This is a genomic window from Lentzea sp. NPDC092896 (assembly GCF_044754905.1).
Taxonomy (GTDB): Bacteria; Actinomycetota; Actinomycetes; order Mycobacteriales; family Pseudonocardiaceae; genus Lentzea.
In genome coordinates this window covers 957513-976714 of record NZ_JBIVPX010000002.1, presented here as the reverse complement: position 1 = coordinate 976714, position 19202 = coordinate 957513, and the positions used below count along the sequence as shown (strand labels likewise).

General features: G+C 69.0%; 17 protein-coding genes. 6 read left to right on the top strand and 11 right to left on the bottom strand.

Annotated elements, in window-relative coordinates; translation table 11 throughout:
• Positions 1–26: 26 nt before the first annotated feature.
• The 3 genes from ACIQF0_RS15525 to ACIQF0_RS15515 are packed head-to-tail and all read right to left on the bottom strand — an operon-like array spanning position 27 to position 1721.
• Positions 27–419, bottom strand: coding sequence for a VOC family protein (locus ACIQF0_RS15525; protein ID WP_401029839.1), 393 nt, complete (start codon positions 417–419; stop codon positions 27–29).
• On the bottom strand, positions 416–706 hold the full coding sequence (locus tag ACIQF0_RS15520) for a metalloregulator ArsR/SmtB family transcription factor (protein WP_360038278.1): 291 nt from the start codon (positions 704–706) through the stop codon (positions 416–418). Before ACIQF0_RS15520 ends, ACIQF0_RS15525 begins: the two co-directional genes overlap by 4 nt.
• A 58-nt stretch (positions 707–764) precedes the next feature.
• A complete protein-coding gene (locus ACIQF0_RS15515; RefSeq protein WP_401029835.1) occupies positions 765–1721 on the bottom strand; it encodes a helix-turn-helix transcriptional regulator in 957 nt (318 codons plus the stop codon).
• Between the two features lie 63 nt (positions 1722–1784).
• On the opposite strand from ACIQF0_RS15515, the gene ACIQF0_RS15510 reads away from it, so the two are divergent.
• Together ACIQF0_RS15510 and ACIQF0_RS15505 are read left to right on the top strand one after the other, a co-directional pair.
• Complete coding sequence (locus tag ACIQF0_RS15510; RefSeq protein WP_401029832.1) at positions 1785–2927, top strand: epoxide hydrolase family protein; 1143 nt, start codon at positions 1785–1787, stop codon at positions 2925–2927.
• 448 nt (positions 2928–3375) lie between these two features.
• A complete protein-coding gene (locus ACIQF0_RS15505) occupies positions 3376–4116 on the top strand; it encodes a ribonuclease activity regulator RraA (protein ID WP_401029829.1) in 741 nt (246 codons plus the stop codon).
• 1 nt (position 4117) lies between these two features.
• Here the strand turns inward: ACIQF0_RS15505 and ACIQF0_RS15500 are convergent, their stop codons facing one another.
• The 4 genes from ACIQF0_RS15500 to ACIQF0_RS15485 form a co-directional block, all read right to left on the bottom strand.
• Entirely contained in the window at positions 4118–5395 is a 1278-nt protein-coding gene (locus ACIQF0_RS15500) for a mandelate racemase/muconate lactonizing enzyme family protein (protein ID WP_401029826.1), read from the bottom strand.
• On the bottom strand, positions 5392–7401 hold the full coding sequence (locus ACIQF0_RS15495; protein WP_401029823.1) for an ABC transporter permease subunit: 2010 nt from the start codon (positions 7399–7401) through the stop codon (positions 5392–5394). Before ACIQF0_RS15495 ends, ACIQF0_RS15500 begins: the two co-directional genes overlap by 4 nt.
• Positions 7398–8780: an extracellular solute-binding protein gene (locus tag ACIQF0_RS15490; RefSeq protein WP_401029820.1), complete on the bottom strand. Its 1383-nt coding sequence runs from the start codon at positions 8778–8780 to the stop codon at positions 7398–7400. Before ACIQF0_RS15490 ends, ACIQF0_RS15495 begins: the two co-directional genes overlap by 4 nt.
• Before the next feature lie 203 nt (positions 8781–8983).
• Complete coding sequence (locus ACIQF0_RS15485; protein WP_360038297.1) at positions 8984–9724, bottom strand: FCD domain-containing protein; 741 nt, start codon at positions 9722–9724, stop codon at positions 8984–8986.
• A 74-nt stretch (positions 9725–9798) separates the two neighbouring features.
• Between ACIQF0_RS15485 and ACIQF0_RS15480 the strand changes: the two genes are divergently transcribed.
• On the top strand, positions 9799–10956 hold the full coding sequence (locus ACIQF0_RS15480; RefSeq protein ID WP_401029816.1) for a mandelate racemase/muconate lactonizing enzyme family protein: 1158 nt from the start codon (positions 9799–9801) through the stop codon (positions 10954–10956).
• Positions 10957–11085: 129 nt separating this feature from the next.
• Positions 11086–11853, top strand: coding sequence for a DUF1963 domain-containing protein (locus ACIQF0_RS15475; RefSeq protein ID WP_401029813.1), 768 nt, complete (start codon positions 11086–11088; stop codon positions 11851–11853).
• Positions 11854–11896: 43 nt separating this feature from the next.
• Here ACIQF0_RS15475 and chvE read toward each other — a convergent pair whose 3' ends face one another.
• Complete coding sequence (gene chvE / locus ACIQF0_RS15470) at positions 11897–12991, bottom strand: multiple monosaccharide ABC transporter substrate-binding protein (protein ID WP_401029810.1); 1095 nt, start codon at positions 12989–12991, stop codon at positions 11897–11899.
• Between the two features lie 224 nt (positions 12992–13215).
• Between chvE and ACIQF0_RS15465 the strand changes: the two genes are divergently transcribed.
• On the top strand, positions 13216–14346 hold the full coding sequence (locus ACIQF0_RS15465) for a serine hydrolase domain-containing protein (protein WP_401029807.1): 1131 nt from the start codon (positions 13216–13218) through the stop codon (positions 14344–14346).
• Between the two features lies 1 nt (position 14347).
• Here the strand turns inward: ACIQF0_RS15465 and ACIQF0_RS15460 are convergent, their stop codons facing one another.
• Together ACIQF0_RS15460 and ACIQF0_RS15455 are read right to left on the bottom strand one after the other, a co-directional pair.
• On the bottom strand, positions 14348–15253 hold the full coding sequence (locus ACIQF0_RS15460) for an SDR family NAD(P)-dependent oxidoreductase (RefSeq protein ID WP_401029804.1): 906 nt from the start codon (positions 15251–15253) through the stop codon (positions 14348–14350).
• Positions 15250–15840, bottom strand: coding sequence for a TetR/AcrR family transcriptional regulator (locus tag ACIQF0_RS15455; protein ID WP_401029801.1), 591 nt, complete (start codon positions 15838–15840; stop codon positions 15250–15252). Before ACIQF0_RS15455 ends, ACIQF0_RS15460 begins: the two co-directional genes overlap by 4 nt.
• Positions 15841–15945: 105 nt before the next feature.
• On the opposite strand from ACIQF0_RS15455, the gene ACIQF0_RS15450 reads away from it, so the two are divergent.
• Positions 15946–17367: an MFS transporter gene (locus ACIQF0_RS15450; protein ID WP_401029799.1), complete on the top strand. Its 1422-nt coding sequence runs from the start codon at positions 15946–15948 to the stop codon at positions 17365–17367.
• A gap of 408 nt (positions 17368–17775) precedes the next feature.
• Here ACIQF0_RS15450 and ACIQF0_RS15445 read toward each other — a convergent pair whose 3' ends face one another.
• Positions 17776–19200, bottom strand: a complete 1425-nt coding sequence (locus tag ACIQF0_RS15445; protein WP_401029987.1) for an alpha/beta fold hydrolase — start codon at positions 19198–19200, stop codon at positions 17776–17778.
• Positions 19201–19202: the final 2 nt, after the last annotated feature.

Below are 19202 nucleotides of genomic sequence, written 5' to 3'. Positions count from 1 at the left end.
GAGCGCTCCCTCGAACGGTCCCGAACTCACCCGCCGAGGTGCTGGACGATCTGGATCAGGTTGCCGCAGGTGTCGTCCAGCACTGCGGTCGTAACCGGGCCCATGTCCAGCGGTTCCTGGGTGAACTTCACTCCCAGCGCGCTCAGCCGGTCGAACTCCGCGCGGACGTCGTCGACGGCGAACTGGGTCGCGGGGATGCCGTCCGCCACCAACGCGTTCTTGTACGGCTTCACCGCGGGGTGACCGTCGGGTTCGAGGAGCAGCTCGGTGCCGTCGGGGTCTTCCGGCGAGACGACGGTCAGCCAGCGGTCCGCGCCGATCGGCACCTCGGTCTTCTTCACGAAGCCGAGGACGTCGGTGTAGAAGCTGAGCGCCTTGTCCTGGTCGTCGACGAAGACGCTGGTCAGGTGGATCTTCATGGGGTGTCCTCCGGTCGCGGCCTGAGCCATCGCTCGACGATGTGCTCCAGCGGTTCGGTGTCGAGGTCGTGGAACTTGTAGCGGCCCTCACGGCGTGACCGGACCAGGCCGGCCGCTTCCAGCACGGCCAGGTGCTGGCTGACCGCCTGCCGGGTCAGGCTCAGGCCGTGCTTGGAGATCAGCCGGGTGCAGATCTCGAACAGCGTCTGGCCGTTGCGCTCGGTCAGCTCGTCGAGGATGAGCCTGCGGTTCGGATCCGCCAGTGCCTTGAAGAGCTCGCCTTCCACGTTCAGCACAATAGGCAAGTCTCCGCTTGCCTGCAAGTGGAGACTTGCCTGACACGCGTTAGCTCAGACGCCGGGCCCCGCGGCCGAACCTCGTCGCGAGGCGATCGAACGCCTCCGCGAGCTCGTCTCCGTCGATCACCTCGATGTCGACGTCGAGCTGTGCCATCCACAGCGCGAGGCGGTCCGGGTCGTCGGCACCCACGTCGACACGGCACGTGGACTCGTCGACCGCCTCGACGTCGACCGGGATGTGGATCTTCGCGGCGATCTCGGCGGCGGGAGCGTGCATGAGCACCCGTGCGCGGTACTTCCAGGCCCCCTTGCTGACGCGGGCGACGACGTACTCGACGGCGTCGTTCTCCGGGATCGCGCGCGGCCGGAACCGCGCACCCGTCAGCGCCTGCCGAACCATGCGGTCGACGCGGAAGACCCGCCAGTCGTCGCGGTCGAGATCCCACGCGAGCAGGTACCAGAGCGCTCCCCAGCTCACCAGCCGCTGCGGTTCGGTGTGGCGTGCCTCTTCGTCGCCGCCGGGCTTCGTGTAGCCGAACCGGAGCCGTTCGTGAGCGCGGATCGCCGCGGCGACGGCACCCAGGACGGAGACGTCGAGCGATGGTCTGGCCCCTGGAACAACGCTCGTCGCCTCGCGCACCGACTCCACGCGCCGACGCAGACGCGAGGGCAGCACCTGCTCCAGCTTCGCGAGCGCGGTGAGCGATGTCTCTTCCACCCCAAGCCTTTGGGTCGCGACCACACCCAGTCCGACCGCGACGGCGACGGCCTCGTCGTCGTCGAGCAGCAGCGGGGGCATCGCCGTCCCGGCGGCCAGCCGGTACCCGCCCGCGACGCCGGGACGCGCGTCCACGGGATACCCGAGCGACCGCAGCTTGCCGACGTCCGCGCGCACGGTCCTCGTGCTCACGCCGAGCCGGCCGGCGAGTTCGGTGCTCGTCCAGTCGCGCTTGAGCTGGAGCAACGACAGCAGTTCGAGCAGACGGGCCGAGGTCTCCAGCATGTTCGCGATCCTTCCAGCAATTGCGGAAGCTATCCTGCCGCATTGCCTGAAAACGTCTGCGTCATGAACGAGAACAACGCACTCACGCCGTTCCGCGTCGACATCCCGCAGGCGGACGTCGACGACCTGCGCAACCGGCTGGCGCACACGCGCTGGCCGAACCCCGTGCCGGACCGGGACGATCGCAGCGACTTCAGCCGCGGCATCCCGCTGACGTACCTGAAGGAGCTCGCCGAGTACTGGCGCGACGGATTCGACTGGCGTGCGCAGGAGGAGAAGCTCAACGAGCACGACCAGTTCACGACGGTCGTCGACGGCCAGACGTTCCACGTCGTCCACGTGCGCTCGGCGAACCCGGAGGCCACCCCGCTGGTCCTGAACCACGGCTGGCCGAGCTCGTTCGTCGACTACCAGCGACTCGTCCCGCTGCTGACCGACGAGTTCCACGTGATCATCCCGTCGCTGCCCGGCTTCGGGTTCTCCACCCCGCTGTCGGGGACCGGCTGGGAGCTGGCGCGGACGACGGAGGCCTACGCCGAGATCATGACGCGACTCGGCTACGAGAGGTTCGCGGCCCACGGCACCGACGTCGGCGCGGGCACCACCGGCCGGCTCGCGGCGACCCACCCCGAGCGCGTCATCGGCACGCACACCGGCGTCGACTCCCGGTTGCTCGGCTTGCTCGGCGACAAGTTCCCCTTCCCCGAAGGCCTGTCCGAGGACGAGACCGCCCAGATCGAGGCGATGCGCACCGAGCACACGGCCGAACGCGGCTATCTCCTGATGCAGGACCACCGTCCCGACACGATCGGCGCGGCGCTCACCGACTCCCCGGTCGGTCAGCTCGCGTGGATCGCCGAGAAGTTCAGGACCAGGACCGGCGACACCTACCGGACCCCGGACGAGACGGTCGACCGCGACCAGCTCCTCACGAACATCAGCCTGTACTGGTTCACCCGCAGCGGCGCGTCGAGCGCGCAGTTCTACTACGAGTCGGAGCACTCCGGACTCGACCTGGTCATGGCCGCCGGCGTGCCGTCGGGATGGGCCGTGTTCGACACCCATCCGCTCGTGCGCCGCGCGATGGACCCGGGGAAGATGATCGGTCACTGGAGCGAGTTCGCCGAGGGCGGTCACTTCCCCGCGATGGAGGAGCCGAAGCTGCTCGCGGACGACATCCGCGCCTTCTTCCGCGGCATCTCCTGACCGCGCGTCCGGCGGTGGTCCCGCGATCTCCGGGGTGAGTTCGCCACGGCGAGATCGTTTGATCGCTTTCCGCGAAAAGGGTGTCGCACCAGGCTTTTCGGTCGAGGAGGTGGGGCGGTGGGCGGTTGTCCTCCGTCCCTGCCTCCGGCCGAACCTCGGCGCGGACGGCGCTGCGTGACTCCACTGTGGACAGTCCGCTGCCAGAGCCCGAACGGCCACACCAACGACGAGATGCCCCCAGCACGTTGACCGGACAATCCCCCACCACGAGCGAACCACGGGAGGCACCTTCGACCGTCGAATCCCCCGTGGACGATCGCGTACTTCTGTGAAGACTGCACAGCCGATTTTCCTTACCTCACAGGGGTTCGCTGGACTAGGCTCAGGATCGGAATCTCAGCGAACCCTCCGATGATTACGGTCAGCGCGGATCCGAGGAGCTACCGACGTGGTCGAGACGCACGACATCGTTCGCCCACCCGCCGAACTCAGCGCGGCCCTCGCGGTCCTCGGCAGTGCGACGGCCAGCGCCGAGCTCAGCCGCATGGGCATCCGCAGCGCGTTCATCCGCGGGCCGGTCTCGGTGACGCCCGGAATGCGCGTGGCGGGACCGGCGCTGACGTTGCAGTTCCTGCCCAAGCGGGAGGACCTCTACCCCGTCGACGAGTACGAGGAACCGGAGAAGCAGCTGCACCGGCACGTCATGTACCACGCCCAGCCCGGCGACATGATCGTCGTCGACGCGCGCGGTGACATGAGCAGCGGTGTGTTCGGCGAGATGATGCTGACCTACTTCAAGGGCCGCGGTGGCGCCGGCGTGGTGATCGACGGGTGCCTGCGCGACACCGGCGAGGCCAAGCAGCTCGGCCTCGGGCTGTGGATCCGCGGCGCCACCCCGAACTACCACGCCCAGACCGACATCGTCCCGGCCGCCGTCAACGTGCCGGTGGCGTGCGGTGGCACGCTCGTCGTGCCGGGCGACATCGTCGTCGCCGACGACGACGGGGCCGTGGTCGTGCCGATCAAGCTCGCGCCCGCTCTCGTCGCCGTCGCCCAGGAGCACGCGGAGTGGGAGGAGTTCTCCCGGATCCGGCTCTCCGAGGGTGGCGACCTGCGGCGGTACTACCCGCTGTCGGACGAGGCGCGGCCCGAGTACGAGCGGTGGCGCGCCGAGCAGGGCCGAGCCTGACTCAGCTCCACAGCCGGTCGTGGCTCGACTCCGCGTCCCAGTGCGTCGTCTCGGCGAAGAACACCGGATCGCGCGGGTCGAGGTGCCGTCGCAGGAGTTCCTCGTCGATGTCGCCGAACCCCAGCCCCGGCGTGTCCGGCACCGTGATGTGGCCGTTCTGGATCAGCGGCCGGGGCAGGCCGGTGACGAGGTCGCTCCAGAACTCCACTTCCGCCGCGTGGTGTTCGAGTGCGAGGAAGTTCTCCGTGGCGGCGGCCAGGTGCACGCACGCCATCGTCGCGATGGGCGACGCCGCCAGGTGCAGCGCCATCGCGATCCCGCGTTCCTGCGCGTAGTCGCCGAGCCGTTTGGTCTCCGCGATCCCGCCCGCCGTCGCCGGGTCGGGGTGCACGACGCGGATGGCGCCGGCGTCGAGCAGCGGCCGGAAGCCGTCGAGCAGGTAGATGTCCTCCCCCGTGCACGTCGGGACGGCGACGGCCTCGGTGAGCTGACGCCACTGGTCCGTCAGCTGCCACGGGATCAGGTCCTCGATCCACGCCAGCGTGAACGGCTCCAGCGCGCGGCCGATCCGGATGCACGAGTCGAGGGCGATGTGGCCGAAGTGGTCGGCGGCCAAAGCGATGTCGTAGCCGACGACGGAGCGAACCGTGTCCACATAGGACGCCAGGTGGTCGACTCCCCTGGCGGTGACCTGGATGCCGGTGAACGGGTGCATCGTCGTCAGGTCCGCGCGGGCACCCGGCGGCGCGATCAACGCCCCCGGCACGTCCCACAGCAGGTCGATGCCCACGTCCATCTTCAGCATCGTGAACCCGCTCCGCCTGCGGTCCAGCAGCCGGGCGCCCATCGCGTGCGGGTCCGGCAGCGACGGAGTGTCGGCGTAGCAGCGGATCTCGTCCCGGAACCGGCCCCCGATCAGCGCGTACGCGGGCACCCCGTACGCCTTGCCCGCCAGGTCCATCAACGCCATCTCGACGCCGGAGACCCCACCGCCCTGACGGCCGTGGAACCCGAACTGCCTGATCTTGCGGAAGATCTTGTCGACGTTGCAGGGGTTCTCGCCGATCAGCCTGCTCTTGAGCACGAGCGCGTAGGTGGCACTGGCCTGGTCGCGCACCTCCCCGTAGCCGACAAGTCCCTGGTTGGTGTCGATCCTGATGATCGACGAGCGGAACGGCACCCCGGCCACAGTGGCCACCCGCAGGTCCGTGATGCGCAGGTCGCTCGGCCGGGATCCCGTCGCGACGTGCTCCTCCGTGATCGCCGGGGTCTCGCTCATCCCTTCACCGCTCCCGCGGTGAGGCCCTCGGTCAGGAACCGCTGCCCGAACCCGTACATGACCACGACCGGGATGCTGATCAGCAACGAGGCCGCGGCCAGCTGTCCCTGCGGCACGACGTCGCCGAAGATCATCGACTGCATGCCGACGGGCAGCGTCTTGTAGTCGTCCTTGGTGATGAACACGAAGGCGAACAGGAACTCGTTCCACGCGTTGGTGAGCGTGAACAGCGCGACCGCGAGCAGCCCCGGCTTGGCCAGCGGCAGCACGATCCTGATGAACGCGCCGAACCGCGTGCAGCCGTCGACCAGCGCGGCCTCCTCGAGGTCGGCCGGGATCGACTTGAAGTAGCCGACGAGCAGCCACGTCGCGAACGGCAGGGTGAACGTCGGATAGGCGAGCACCAGCGACCACAACGAGTCGTTGAGCCCGATCCCGCTCATCATCTGGTACAGCGGGATGAACAGCAGCGCGCCCGGCATCACGTAGGTGAGCAGGATCGTCACCGTGAAGCTCTCCGAACCCCGGAACTTCAGCCGCGCCAACGCATAGCCCGCCAGCGCCGCGCAGACCAGGGCGATCGCGGTGGACGCCACCGACACCATGATCGTGTTGACGTACCAGGTGCCGAACGCCCTGTCGGTGAACAGGTTGGTGAACTGCTGGGTGGTCCACGGGGTCGGCCACAGGTCGTCGGTGCGCGCGACGATCTGGTCGTCGGACTTGAAGGCCGTGACCGTCATCCAGTAGAGCGGAGCGAGCACGAAGGCCAGCAACGCCACGAGCGCGACCCCGCTGCCGGTGCCGCTGACCACCCGCGCGGCCAGCTGGTTGCCCCGCGCGGCGAGCACGGAGACGAGCCGTCCGACCGCGGCCGCGAGCACCACGAACACGCCCAGTACGAGCGCGGCCTTCCACACGATGTGCGGCGAAGCCCAGACCAGCAGGAGCACCGACGCCACGACGATCACCCACGGCATCGCCTTGCGCTGCGCGGGGGTCAGCCGCCTGCGCCCGAGGTCGCCCGCGCCCGGAAGGTCGTTGCGGCGCATCATCCGCACGAGGATCACCACGAGGATCGCGACGATCGGCAGCATCACCAGCGTGACCGCGGCGCCCGCGCCCAGTTGCAGCTGCTGGATGGCCTTGGAGTAGGCCACCATCACGTACGGGGCGGTGGCGTCGCCCGGCCCGCCCTGGGTCATCAGCCAGATCAGGTCGAAGTTGTTGAACGTCCAGATCGACGACAGCAGCACCGTCACGATCATCACGTGACGCAGACCGGGCAGCGTGATGTTCACGAAGCGCTGCCACGGCGAGGCACCGTCCACCATGGCCGCCTCGTAGAGGTGGCTGTCGATGGCCTTGAGCCCCGCGAGGAACGTCACCGTGAAGAACGGGATGCCCTTCCAGACGTTGACCAGGATCACCGACGGCATCGCGAGCGCCGGATCCGAGAGCCACTCCGCCGGCCACCGGTCGACCAGCCCGATCGAGGCGAGGACGGGCCCGATGCCGGAGTCGGTGAGCAGGACGTTGACGCTGCCGAAGATCGGGTCGAACAGCGACCGCCAGGTGAAGGCCGTGACGACCGTCGGCACCACCCACGGCAGCAGGATCACCCCGGCCAGGAACGCCCGGCCGCGGCGCATGTGGTGCAGCATCATCGCCGCGATCAGGCCGAGGACGACCTTGAAGATCTCGGCGTACGCGGTGAAGACGAACGAGTTGAGAACTCCCTTGTGGAACAAGGAGTCGTTGATGAGGGCCGTGTAGTTGTCCAGCCCGACGAAGACCGTCTCCGCGCCGTGCCGTTCCGTGGTGCTGGTGAGGACGGAGTCGGCGATCGGGAACAGGATCAGGCCCGCGACCAGCACCAGCGTCGGCCCGATGAACACCGCCGCGAGGCGCCAGTCACGCCCGAGCAGCCGCTGCGACCTGGTGAACGGCGAAGACGCGCTCGGCGCCGGACTGGCCGGCGCCGGTCGCTCACGGACGACGGTCACTGCTTGTAGCCCTGCTGCTCGAACACCTGCACGATCCGGGCGTGGGTCGCGGCGACGGCGTCGGCCGGTTTGGTGCCCTGGATGACCGACTGCATCATGTCCGTCAGCACGTACGCGGCGGTGGCGGCCTGTTCGCCTGGGCTCGGCGCCTGGGGGAACGCGAACCCGGTCTTGGTGGTCACCGGGAGCTTCGTGCGGGTCTGCTCCCGCAGGGCGGGGAACGCCTGGTCACCGGTCGTGTAGTACGGATCGGAGTCCCAGACCTTGTCCCACGAGGGGTTCACCAGGCACGGCGCTCCCTTCGCGACACCGAGCAGCGCGGTCCCGCTCACCATGTACTTCGCGACCAGCTTGGCGAGGTCGACGTTCTTCGCTCCCTTGAACACGACGAACGAGTTGGACTCGCCGAACGCGAGCGGCTTGTCCAGCGCCGGCCCGGTGGCGCCGTTGAACGGGTGGGTGTTGCCGTAGACCGGGTTGTTCTTGGTCTTCGAGTCGGCGTAGACGCTGAACTGGTTGAGCGTGAGCCCCAGGATCTGGGCCAGCCAGTTCTCGTTGTTGCTCGAGTCGGTCCAGCTGCCGATGCCCGGCGGCAGCATCGGCGTGTACTTCGGGTTCGTGTAGATGTCGCCGATGAACGTGACGGCGGCGACGGTCTCCGGCGAGTTGAACACCACCTTCGTGCCGGTGTTGTCCGCGATCGCGCCGCCGTAGCAGTTGACGACGTTCGCGATGAAGCCGTTGGCGTCACCGGACCTGTTGACCGTGAGGCCCCAGCCGAACCGCTTCTTCGCCGGGTCGGAGACCTCCAAGGCGTTGTCGCGCAGCTCTTCCCACGAGTAGTGGGGCTTGAGCTGGAGTCCCTTCTCCTGGTACCAGTCCTTGCGCAGGTACATCGCGGAGGCGATGAAGTGGTACGGGATCGCGAACCAGCGCCCGTCGAACACGCAGTAGGTGCTCGCCTCCGTCGCGGGTTCCCCGTAGAGCTTGCGCATCTCCTCGACCACGTCGGTGACGTCGGTGAGGGCGCCGAGGTTGTGCAGCTGGCCGACGAACCGCCGGTCGCTCACGAAGGCGAGATCACGGCTGGTACCCGCCTTCACCTCGGCGTCCATCTTCGCGACCATGTCCCCGGCGTCACCGGAGACCAGGTCGTTGCGGACGGTGGTGCCGGTCGCCTGCGCGAACACCTGCAGCGACTTGTCGAGCGCCTTGTTGGCGGACTCCGAGTACAGCTTCTGCGAGAGCATCCCGACCTGTCCGCCGCGCAGCGAGGCGGCCTGGTCGAGCAGTGCCTGGGGCACTTGGACGTCGACTTGCGGCGCCGCAGGGGTACCGCCTCCACAGCCGGCGAGACCGAGCACGCCCAGCGCGCTCACACCGAGGAAGGTGCGCCGTGATAAGCCAGAATTGTCTTCCATGACAACAACAACTCCTCTCGCGTCCGGCCATGCGGACGCGTACCGACGGGGGCGACGTTGCAACCGGCGGGACAGCGGGCGAGAGCCGCGCTGCCGGGTCGTTCATGCGGCGAAGGACGCCGAACTGCTGAAGCGTTGTCTGGCGAAATGGCCGTGCGGCGCTAACGCCGCCGGGCACTCCTGGTCTGCTGCTCCTTCTCCGCGAGGAGGTTGGAGTTGTTGGCGAGGTGTTTGCGCATCGCCGCGCGGGCACGGTCGGGATCGCGCGCCACGAGCGCTTCGTAGATCTCGGTGTGGTCGGCGGTGGCCTTGCGCAGCGCGGCCGGTGCCTCGTTGGTGATGCGCCGGCTGGCCGTGCCGAGCCAGCGGGCCGAGTACATGATCCGGTCGAGCAGGCGGTTGTCCGCGGCCCGGCAGATCTCCATGTGGAACTCGTGGTCGACCTCGAGGTACGCGTTGGGATCCGCCTCGAGCGCCGACATGCGGTCGATCTCGCCCCTGAGCCGGTCCAGCGCCTCGTCGGTGGCGCTGGCCGCGGCCATCGCGGCGAGTTCCGGTTCGAGCAGCACGCGCATCTGGTGCAGCTCCTGCAACAGCTCGCCGACGGTCTCCGACGGCAGCCACTCGATCAGCAACGGACTCAGGTAGTCCCACTCCGCAGGGGGACGCACGACGACGCGCTTTCCCTGTGCGACGTCCACGATGTCGAGCGACGCGAGGATCTTGAGCGTCTCCCGCGCCACGACGCGGGACACCCCGAACTCCTGGGAGATGTCGAGTTCCGACGGGGCCCGGCCGTCCTCCATCTCGCCGCTGACGATGCGGCGGGTCAGGTGTGCCGCCACCTGGACCGGAAGAGTGCGGACCTTGACAGGATCCGGAGACTCTTGTCCCCTTTGCATGTCATCAGCTTATAGGACAAGTTGGAGAAAGCGACAGTCCGTCTCATATGCACGACCCAGCGCTGGGAGAGCAAATGCGGATTGTGAACGTCACGACGGCAGTGGTGGCCTACCACGGCGAGGCCACCCTGGTGCGGATCGACACCGACGAGGGCATCAGCGGGTTCGGCGAGGCCAATCCCGACGCGGGTGCCGGCGCGGTGGTCGGAATGATCAACCACCTCAAGCCCCTCCTGATCGGCGAGGACCCGCGCAACGTCGAGCGGTGCTGGGAGAAGCTGCGGCGCAACAAGGTCTTCGCGGGCCCCCAGGGCGGGGTGTTCGTGATCGCCCTGTCCGGCATCGAGCTCGCGTTGTGGGACCTCGCGGGCAAGGCCGCGGGTCAGCCGGTCTACCGGATGCTCGGCGGGAAGTTCCGCGACCGGATCCGCCTCTACGCCGACTGCGGCGACGGCGACGACCCGGCGGGCTCCGTCGCCGGATGCGTCGACCGGGCCCAGCGGATGGTCGCCGAAGGCTTCACCGCCATCAAGTTCGACATCGACGACCTCCACCACCCCGCCAAGTTCGACGCCTTCAACCACACGATCAACAACGCCGAGCTGCGCTCGATGACCGAACGGGTGGCCGCCGTGCGGGAGGCGATCGGACCGGACGTCGACCTGGCCATCGACCTGCACGCCCGCTACGACGTGCCGAGCGCGTGCCGGATCTCGTGGGAGCTCGAACCGTTCCGCCTGATGTGGCTGGAGGAACCGCTGCCGGCGGAGAACGTCGACGCGCTGGCACGGGTGCGCGCGCAGACCCGCACACCGATCTGCGCGGGCGAGAACCTCTATCTGCGGTGGGGTTTCCGCGACCTGCTCGAACGCGGCGCCGTGGACGTCATCGAGCCGGACGTGCCGAAGTGCGGTGGCCTCGCCGAAGCGAAGAAGATCGCCAACCTCGCGGAGCTGCACTACATCCCGTTCGCACCGCACCTGGTGTCGACACCGCTGGGCACGATGGCCACGTCGCACCTGTGCGGAGCAATCCCCAACTTCTTCGTCCAGGAATGGCACGCCCTCGAGGAACGCGAGGTCTGGGACAGCTACGTCCACGCCGCCGACGGGAGCGGCTCGATCGTGAAGGACGGCTACATCACGCTGCCCGACACTCCCGGTATCGGCGTGGAGCTCGACATGGACGGTGTGCGGGCACACGCCGTGGCCGGTTACGGAGTGTTCGAGTAGCGGACGGAAGATCGCGAACGGGGTGGCCCTACGATCTCCGGGGTGAGTTCGCCAACGCGAGATCGATTAGACGCTTTCCGTGAAAAGGCTGTCGCACAGGGGTTTTCCGCCGAAGAGGTGGAGCGGTGGGTGGCGGTCGCCCGTCCCTGCCTCCGGTTGAACCTCGGCGGGGACGGGCCGGTCGTCGGCCAGTTCGGCGGTCCGCTCCTGCTCCCCGCCGACGCCCCCGACCCCTCCCACCCCCACGTCGCGTCCCTCGACCTGGCGGCGCTTCCCGCCGAGGCCGCCGGACTCCCCCTGCCTTCCGACGGTCACCTGCTGCTCTTCGCCTTCCCCGAGGACGACGACTGCTACGGCAACGTCGGCAGCGCCGTCCACGTCCCGGCCGGAACCGCCGTGTCCGAACGGGACAGGTACCTGTCCTGGTGGGCCGATGTGGACGACTACCGCGACATGATCGAGCAGTACCCGCGGGGACCGCTGCGGGCGGCGGCGGACCTGTCGCTGCCCCACTTCTGCGACGACGACTTCAGCGTCGACATGTGGAACGACTCGAAGTGGCCCCCGTACTCGGCCGCACTGGTCGGACTGCTCCGCGAGGCCCGTGACGACGCGGGCGACTGGGGGACGCTCCAGATCGGAGGGTGCGCCTCCGAGGAGGTGACGGACCTCCGCGACCCGGTCGAGTCGGTCATCAGCACGGCCCTGCGCGCCAAGAAGGCGGGCAAGGTGGACGGCGAGGTGTCGGAGCACTTCGCGGACTGGGTGCTTCTCGCCGACTGGCACACCGACATCGAGGGCTGGGAGGGCGCCACCGTCCACTGGGCGGTGCAGCGCGAGGACCTGATCGCCCGGCGCTTCGACCGCGTCTTCGTCACCCGGTACTGGAATCCCTGATCGGCACGTGAGCGTGGCGGTGACGTCACCGCCACGCTCACGGCTAGCGGAGCTGGTCGTCGGTGTAGTACCCGGACTCCACGAGAACCTTGTGGCAGTTGGCCTTGTCGACGCTCACCGGGTTCAGCAGGAACGCCGGAACGACCTTGACGCCGTTGTCGTAGTCGTTGAGGTTGTTCAGCTGTGGCGGTGTGCGGTCCTTCAGCACGGCCTCGGCCATCGACGCCGTGGCCTTCGCCAGTTCGCGGGTGTCCTTGTAGATCGTCGAGTACTGCTCGCCGGCGAGAATGGACTTCACCGAACCGAGCTCGGCGTCCTGGCCGGTCACGATCGGGAACTCGGGGCCGTAGCCGCCGTTCTTCAGCGCGGTGAGGATGCCGAGGGAGATGCCGTCGTAGGGCGAGAGCACACCGTTCACCTTGGCCTTGCGGTAGCTCGTGCCGAGGATCTCCTCCAGGCGCTTGCGGGCGGTCTCGCCTTCCCAGCGGAGGGTCGTGACAGCCTGGAACTCCGTCTGACCGCTGCGCACCACCAACCTGCCGTCGTCGAGGTACGGCTTGAGCACCGACATGGCGCCGTTGAAGAAGAACGCCGAGTTGTTGTCGTCCGCCGAGCCGGCGAACAGTTCGATGTTGAACGGGCCCGCCGCGGGGCCGGGGCTGCCGTCGGGGTTGCGCAGGCCCAGCCCGGTCAGCAGCGACTCGGCCTGGTAGACGCCGACCCGGAAGTTCTCGAACGTCGCGTAGAAGTCGACGTTCGGGCTGCCGCGCAGCAGCCGGTCGTAGGCGATCACCGGAATCCTGGCGTTCGCGGCCGTGTCGAGCGGCTTGGTCAGCGCGGAGCCGTCCACCGAAGCGATGATCAGGAGCTTCGCGCCCATGGCGATCTGGTTCTCGATCTGCTTCACCTGGGTGGGCACGTCGTTCTCGGCGTACTGCAGGTCGACCCGGTGCCCTCGCGACTCCAGGTCGCGCTTGATGTTCTCGCCGTCGCTGATCCAGCGCTCCGACTTGGTCGTGGGCATGGTGACGCCCACGAGCGCACCGTCACCGGGTTTGGGCTGCTGCCCGTCCGCTGGCCCGCCGCACGCCGCCGCCAAGAGCGCGACTGCCAGCACAGCGAACCTCGGGAATCTCATTCCGGCTCCTCGCGTGGATCAACGTTGACGGTCGCCACGGTTCGAGGCAGGCCGAGAGCGCGGCTTCGGGTGTGACCCGCGCCACAAGCGGATGTGGACGTTAACAACCGAACTTGGCCGAATCAAGCATGGACGCGAAGACGTTTCACTCCTGCCGGCTCATCGATTCGCTTATCGAATCGCTTCTTGCACCTGACACTGGTGTCAGGTTTTAACCTCACGGCATGACTCTCTCCTCCGGCTCACACGACGGTCGCTTCGACGCCGTGCGCGCCGCGTTCGAGAACAACCTCGCCACCGGCGAAGAGCTCGGCGCCTCCCTCGTGGTGGACGTCGACGGTGAGTCTGTTGTGGACATTTGGGGCGGATACCGCGATACCGCACGAACCGCCGGCTGGGAACGGGACACCATCGTCAACGTCTGGTCGACGACGAAGACCGTCACCAGTCTCGCGACGCTGCTGCTGATCGATCGCGGACTGCTGGACGCGCATGCCCCGGTCGCCCGGTACTGGCCCGAATTCGCCGACCGCGGCAAGGACGTCATCGAGGTCCGCCACCTCCTGTCGCACACCTCCGGCCTGTCCGGACTGGAGCAACCGGTGAAGCTCGCCGATCTCCACGACCCGATGGACACGACGGCGCTCTTCGCAAGCCAGGAACCCTGGTGGGAACCCGGTACCGCATCCGGCTACCACGCGGCCACCTACGGCCACCTCCTCGGCGAACTGGTCCGGCGGGTCACCGGCAGCACGCTGCGCGAGTTCGTCGCGAACGAACTGAGCGGCCCGCTGGCGGCGGACTTCCACCTGGGCGCGGCGGAGGAGGACTGGCCGCGCATCGCCGAGATCGTCCCGCCGCCTCCGCCGACGCGGCTGCCAGAGCCCGGCAGCGTCGCGGCCCGAACGTTCGCCGGCCCGGCCGTGGACGCCGGCGCGGCCAACACCGCAGACTGGCGCGGAGCGGAGATCGGCGCGCTGAACGGCCACGGCAACGCCCGTTCGGTGGCCCGGCTGCTGTCGGTGATCTCCCGAGGTGGCAGCGTCGACGGCACCCGCTTCCTCAGCGACGCGACACTGGACCTGATCTTCGAGGTCCAAGCCGACGGTGTCGACCTGGTGCTCGGCATTCCGATCCGCTGGGGAACGGGTTTCGCGTTGCCCAGGAAGGAGACACTCCCCTGGATCCCCGCCGGGAAGATCTGTTTCTGGGGCGGCTGGGGCGGGTCGATGATCATCATGGATCTCGAGCGCCGGCTCACCATCTCGTACGCGATGAACCGCATGGCGCCCGGCATCATCGGCTCGAACCGCAGTGAGGCCTACGTTTCCGCCGTGTACGAGGCGATCGCCTGAGTCAGGCCACGGGGTCGACTCCGGTCAGCTCGACGCTCTTCGTCCACAGCGGGGCGGCGGTGCCGGGGTCGGTCATGTGCGCGTGCGGTTGTTCGACGTGGGGTGCGCCGCGCAGGCCGAACTGGCGCGGACCCCAGAGCTGTCCACCGCGGACGTCGGGATCAAGAGCGGCCAGGACGGCAGGCCGGGCGCCGGCGTCCTTGCCGTGCAGGAGCAGTCCCGCGGGCAGCCCGAGCAGTCGCCGGGGTGTGGAGCGGGTGTGCACTCCGGCTCGCGCGGGTGTCAGGGAGTCCAGCGCACCGCCGGGATGGACCACGACGCTGAGCCAGGGACTGCCCGCGGCACGCAGACGGCGGTCGAGTTCGAACCCGAAGCTCATCTGCGCCAGTTTGGAGCGTCCGTACGTCCTCTTGGGATCGTAGGACCCGCTGGACTGCAGATCGTCCAGGTCGAGCCGTTCGGAGCGGGCCGCGAAGCTGCCGGTGGTGATGACGCGGGCGGCGGGAGCCGCGGTGAGCATCGGGGCGAGCCAGTGCAGGAGTGCGAAGTGGCCCAGGTGGTTGGTGGCGAACATCAGCTCGTGGCCGTCGACGCTCTCCCGCCGGGCCGGGGAGTCCAGCGCCACACCGGCGTTGAGCACCACGGCGTCGAGGCGATCGAGTTCCAGGGTGTCCGCGGAGGACTTCAGCGAGCGCAGATCAGCCAGGTTCAGCGGCATGTGACGGACCGCGGCGCCGGGCACCTCGGCACGAATCGCGGCGGCAGCGGCGGCCGCCTTGCCGCCGTCACGGCTGCCGAGCACGACGGTGGCACCGGCTGCGGCCAGCTGCTCGGCCACGAAGTAGCCGATGCCCGCGTTGCCGCCGGTGACCAGCACGTTCTTTCCTTCGGCGCGAAGCGGATTCACAGCTGCGGCCATCCTCGCTTGAGCCGGGCGAACGCCTCACCCAGAGCGGCCAGGCGATCGGGGCGGGACGAGGCGAGATCAGGGGTCTCGAGCACGTAGCGGGCGAGCAGGTGCTCGGAGTCGCCGGGTTCGTCGAGGCCGGCGGCTTCGGCGAGCAGCTCGGCGAGAGGGGCCTGGCAGGCGACCCACACCGTGCGGGCGTAGGCCCACAGCGCGGGTGTGCGCAGCACCAGGTCCATGCGGACCCGGTACTCCTCGGGAAGGTTCTCGTTGAACGGCCCTCGCGCCGCGAAGAAGGCGTGCAGGGCGTCCAGGACGGAAGTGCCGTCCGCTCGTTCGCGGACCGCGGCCGTCAGCGACTCCAGCCGCTCACCGCTGTCCGCGAGGATCAACGCTTCCTTGCCCGCGGGGAAGTGTGCGAACAGCGTCGCGATCGCGGTGTCCGCCGCCTCGGCGATCTCCTTCACCGTCACGTTGTCGTAGCCGCGTTCGAGGAAGAGCTTCAGCGCCGCGTCGGCCAGGGCCTGGCGGGTCGCGGCCTTCTTCCGATCGCGCCGGCCGGGCGTTGATCCACGGGTCGTCACCATGCACCCAGGATAACCTAGAACACATCCGAACTCATACTGATTGCGAAAATAGAATCGTTCTGCTTTTCTCGTGGAGACATCCTCTTCGACCCACGGGAGCACGCCATGCAGGCGTCCATCAGCACCACACCTGACCGCACGGCGCTGAGCCGGACGGTCATGTGGGCACTTCTCGGCCTGGTCCTGCTCGCCGACGCGCTCGACATGATCGACGCCACGGTCACCACGATCGCCGCGCCGAGCATCGCCGGGGAGATCGGCGGCGGGCCGGGCCTGATCAAATGGCTCGGTGCCGCCTACGCCCTGGCCATGGGCGTCCTGCTGGTGGTCGGCGGGCGGCTCGGTGACAGGTACGGCCAGCGCCGGCTCTTCCTGATCGGGATGACCGGCTTCACCGTCGCCTCCGCGATCTGCGGGCTGGCTCCCGCACCGGCCGTCCTGATCATCGCCAGGGTGCTGCAGGGCGCGTTCGGAGCTCTGCTCATCCCCCAGGGCATGGCGGTCATCGCGCGCCACTTCACCCCGGAGATGCGGCGCACCGCGTTCACCCTGTTCGGCCCGCTGCTGGGCATCGCCACGATCGCGGGTCCCGTGCTGGCCGGTTTCGTCATCGAGGCCGACGTCGCCGGACTGTCGTGGCGCCCGATCTTCCTCGTCAACCTCCTCCTGGGCACGGCGGGCATCGCGCTGGCCGCCCGCCTGCTCCCCCGCTCCCAGGGCGACCGCTCCGTCACCGTGGACGGCACCGGAGCCGGCCTGCTGGCCGTGGCGGTGCTCGGCACGATGTTCGGCCTCATCGAGGGGTCCGAGTCCGACTGGAGCCTGCCCGCCGTCCTCTCCCTCGCCGCCGGTGTGCTGTTCCTGCTGCTGTTCGCCCGCCGTCAGCGCACCGCCGCGGCGCCACTGATCAAGCCGTCCCTGTTCCGCAACAGGGGCTTCGTCTCGGGGCTGACCGTCGGGTTGATGTTCTTCGCCGTCACCAACGGACTGGCGTTCGTCATCTCCCTGTTCATCCAGCAGGCACTGGGCGCGAGCCCCGGCAGCGCCGCCGTGGGCATGCTCCCGCTCACGCTCGGCATCATCGCCGGGGCCGGGGCGGGCATGGGCCTGGCCGCGCGGATGGGACGGAGCCTGATCCTCGCCGGCATGCTCGTCACGCTCGCCGGCGGCGGCTGGCTGCTGGCTCTGGTGATGACCAGCGGCACCAGCGTCACCCTCCTCGCACTCGCACCCGCCAGTGTGCTCGCCGGCATCGGCATGGGCGCCTGCTTCGGCACGCTCTTCGACATCACCATCGGCGACGTCGACCCGACCGAGGCAGGCAGCGCCAGCGGCACCCTCACCGCCGTTCAGCAACTCGCCACCGCACTCGGCTCCGCCACGGTCACCACCGTGTACCTCCACGGTGGCGCACCCGACCGCGCCATGACCCTGGCCGTCATCACCGTCATGGTCGTCACCGCACTCTGCCTGCCGCTGCTGCGCCTTCTCCCCAAGACCGCACCGGCACCGAACTCCGCAGGCTGAGCCTGGCTTTGCCCGATGATCCGATCTGCGTCGAAGGCCGGGGCGATCATCTCGCGCTCGCCGGAGCCGACTGTGGTGGCAGGACATTCGTTCGGAGGAGTCACCGCGGGGACGGTGTCCGGGGCGTCCGCTTTGACCTTCCTCAGCAGCTGGATCCTCGACGTCGGCGAATCCCCGGCCACGCTGCGCGCGGACGCCCCGGCGAGGGACTGGTCGTGGTGCCGGACGGCTTCGGGTGGACCCGGACGACGCCAGGGCGACGCTCCACGGCGACGTCGACGAACCGGCGGCCAGGCGCTTCGCCGCGCGTTGCTCGCGCACGGAGACGTGGGACGCCAGCCACTCCCTACCCGAGCGGCCCGGCCGCCGTCGCCGACCTGATCCAGCGGGAGTCGGCGGGCGCCTGACCTAAGGCGCTGGAACCGGTGCGCCCGCGCAGCTGTTCGTCGACGTGCGGCCGGTGTCGAAGAACGTCAGCGCGGCCTCGGCGCAGGGCAGGTCCTGCAGCGAGCCGTGGGCGTCGTCCTCGATCGTCATCAGGTCGCCGCCGATGCGACCACGCATCTCCAGGGCCCAGCCGATCGGCGTCACCGGCTCGTAGAGGTGGGCGACGAGCTGCACCGGGCTCTTGCCGGCCTTGAGGTCCCACGGCCTTCCCTCCGTCGGCCAGCCGACGCAGCGTTGTTCGTAGATGCCGAACCGGCCGGCCACCGGGAAGCGTTCGACGCGCTCCTCGTGGTGGCGCCACACCGTCTCGAAGTCGCGCGCGCTGGGCGAGTCGTTGCACAGCAACGCGGTCTGCGGGAACGGGTCGTAGCGGTGGACGTCCGCGTCCCAGCCGAGGCCGCCCGGCCGTGACGGCGCCGCTGCCGCTCCGTCGTCCTTGATGGACCTGAGCTGAGCGGCGAGGCCCGCCCATTCCTTGCGGGGGTTGGCGTACATCATGTTCACGGTGTCGCCGTCGACGACGCTGCCGTCGGGCATGGTGCGCGGGTGGGCGGTCAGTTCGGCCCGCAGGTCCAGCAACGCCTGCGCCACCGCGGTCTGGGTCGCGCCGAGGTGGTAGACGGCGTCGTAGCGGGCGATCCAGGCGGCGAACTCGTGGAAGGTGTTCTCCCCCGCGTTGGCCTGACCGTCGTCCATCGTCCGCACGTCGAGCACGGGCGGCACGACGGAGTCGAGCAGCATCCGGTCCACGCGATCGTCGAACAGCGTCCGGTACATCGCGCCGAGCCCGGTGCCCCAGGAGATCCCGTAGTAGCCGATCTTCGTCTCGCCGAGTGCCGCGCGGATGACGTCCATGTCGCGGGCGACGTTCTGGGTCGTCATGGAGCGGGCGAGATCCGGGTCGCGGTCGAAGCACTCGCGGTTGCGCCTGGCGTCGCGTTCGGCGGCGAACCTGGCGCGTTCCTCCGGGGACAGCGACGGGTCCGGCTGCGTCTCGTCGCGCTCGCACGGAACGGCTGTGCTGTAACCGATGCCGCGCGGGTCGAAGCCGACGAGGTCGTGCCGGACGTGGAGCCCACCGGCCTTGCTCGCGGCGAGATGGCTCGGCATCGTCACGCCCTGCTGGCCGGGGCCGCCGGGGTTCACCAGGATCGCACCGGTCCTGTCACCGGTGGCCTTGAGCCTGCTGACGGCGATCTCGATCTGCCGCCCGCCGGGGTTCGCGTGGTCGAGCGGTACCCGGACCATCGCGCACTCGGTGCGCTGGTCGGCCGGATTCCACCCGGCGGCCACCGCCGCGCACGGTTTCCAGTCCGGTTGCTCCGCGGCGGAAGCGACGCCACCGGCGCAGAGCACGGAGGTCGTCAGCACGACGACGGACAGCATGG

Excerpts from the sequence above, each read along its gene's own strand:
- chvE (WP_401029810.1), bottom strand. The coding sequence starts at position 12,991 with ATGAGATTCCCGAGGTTCGCTGTGCTGGCAGTCGCGCTCTTGGCGGCG.
- ACIQF0_RS15485 (WP_360038297.1), bottom strand. The coding sequence starts at position 9,724 with ATGCAAAGGGGACAAGAGTCTCCGGATCCTGTCAAGGTCCGCACTCTT.
- ACIQF0_RS15510 (WP_401029832.1), top strand. The coding sequence starts at position 1,785 with ATGAACGAGAACAACGCACTCACGCCGTTCCGCGTCGACATCCCGCAG.
- ACIQF0_RS15445 (WP_401029987.1), bottom strand. The coding sequence starts at position 19,200 with ATGCTGTCCGTCGTCGTGCTGACGACCTCCGTGCTCTGCGCCGGTGGC.
- ACIQF0_RS15480 (WP_401029816.1), top strand. The coding sequence starts at position 9,799 with ATGCGGATTGTGAACGTCACGACGGCAGTGGTGGCCTACCACGGCGAG.
- ACIQF0_RS15500 (WP_401029826.1), bottom strand. The coding sequence starts at position 5,395 with ATGAGCGAGACCCCGGCGATCACGGAGGAGCACGTCGCGACGGGATCC.
- ACIQF0_RS15455 (WP_401029801.1), bottom strand. The coding sequence starts at position 15,840 with ATGGTGACGACCCGTGGATCAACGCCCGGCCGGCGCGATCGGAAGAAG.
- ACIQF0_RS15465 (WP_401029807.1), top strand. The coding sequence starts at position 13,216 with ATGACTCTCTCCTCCGGCTCACACGACGGTCGCTTCGACGCCGTGCGC.
- ACIQF0_RS15525 (WP_401029839.1), bottom strand. The coding sequence starts at position 419 with ATGAAGATCCACCTGACCAGCGTCTTCGTCGACGACCAGGACAAGGCG.
- ACIQF0_RS15515 (WP_401029835.1), bottom strand. The coding sequence starts at position 1,721 with ATGCTGGAGACCTCGGCCCGTCTGCTCGAACTGCTGTCGTTGCTCCAG.
- ACIQF0_RS15450 (WP_401029799.1), top strand. The coding sequence starts at position 15,946 with ATGCAGGCGTCCATCAGCACCACACCTGACCGCACGGCGCTGAGCCGG.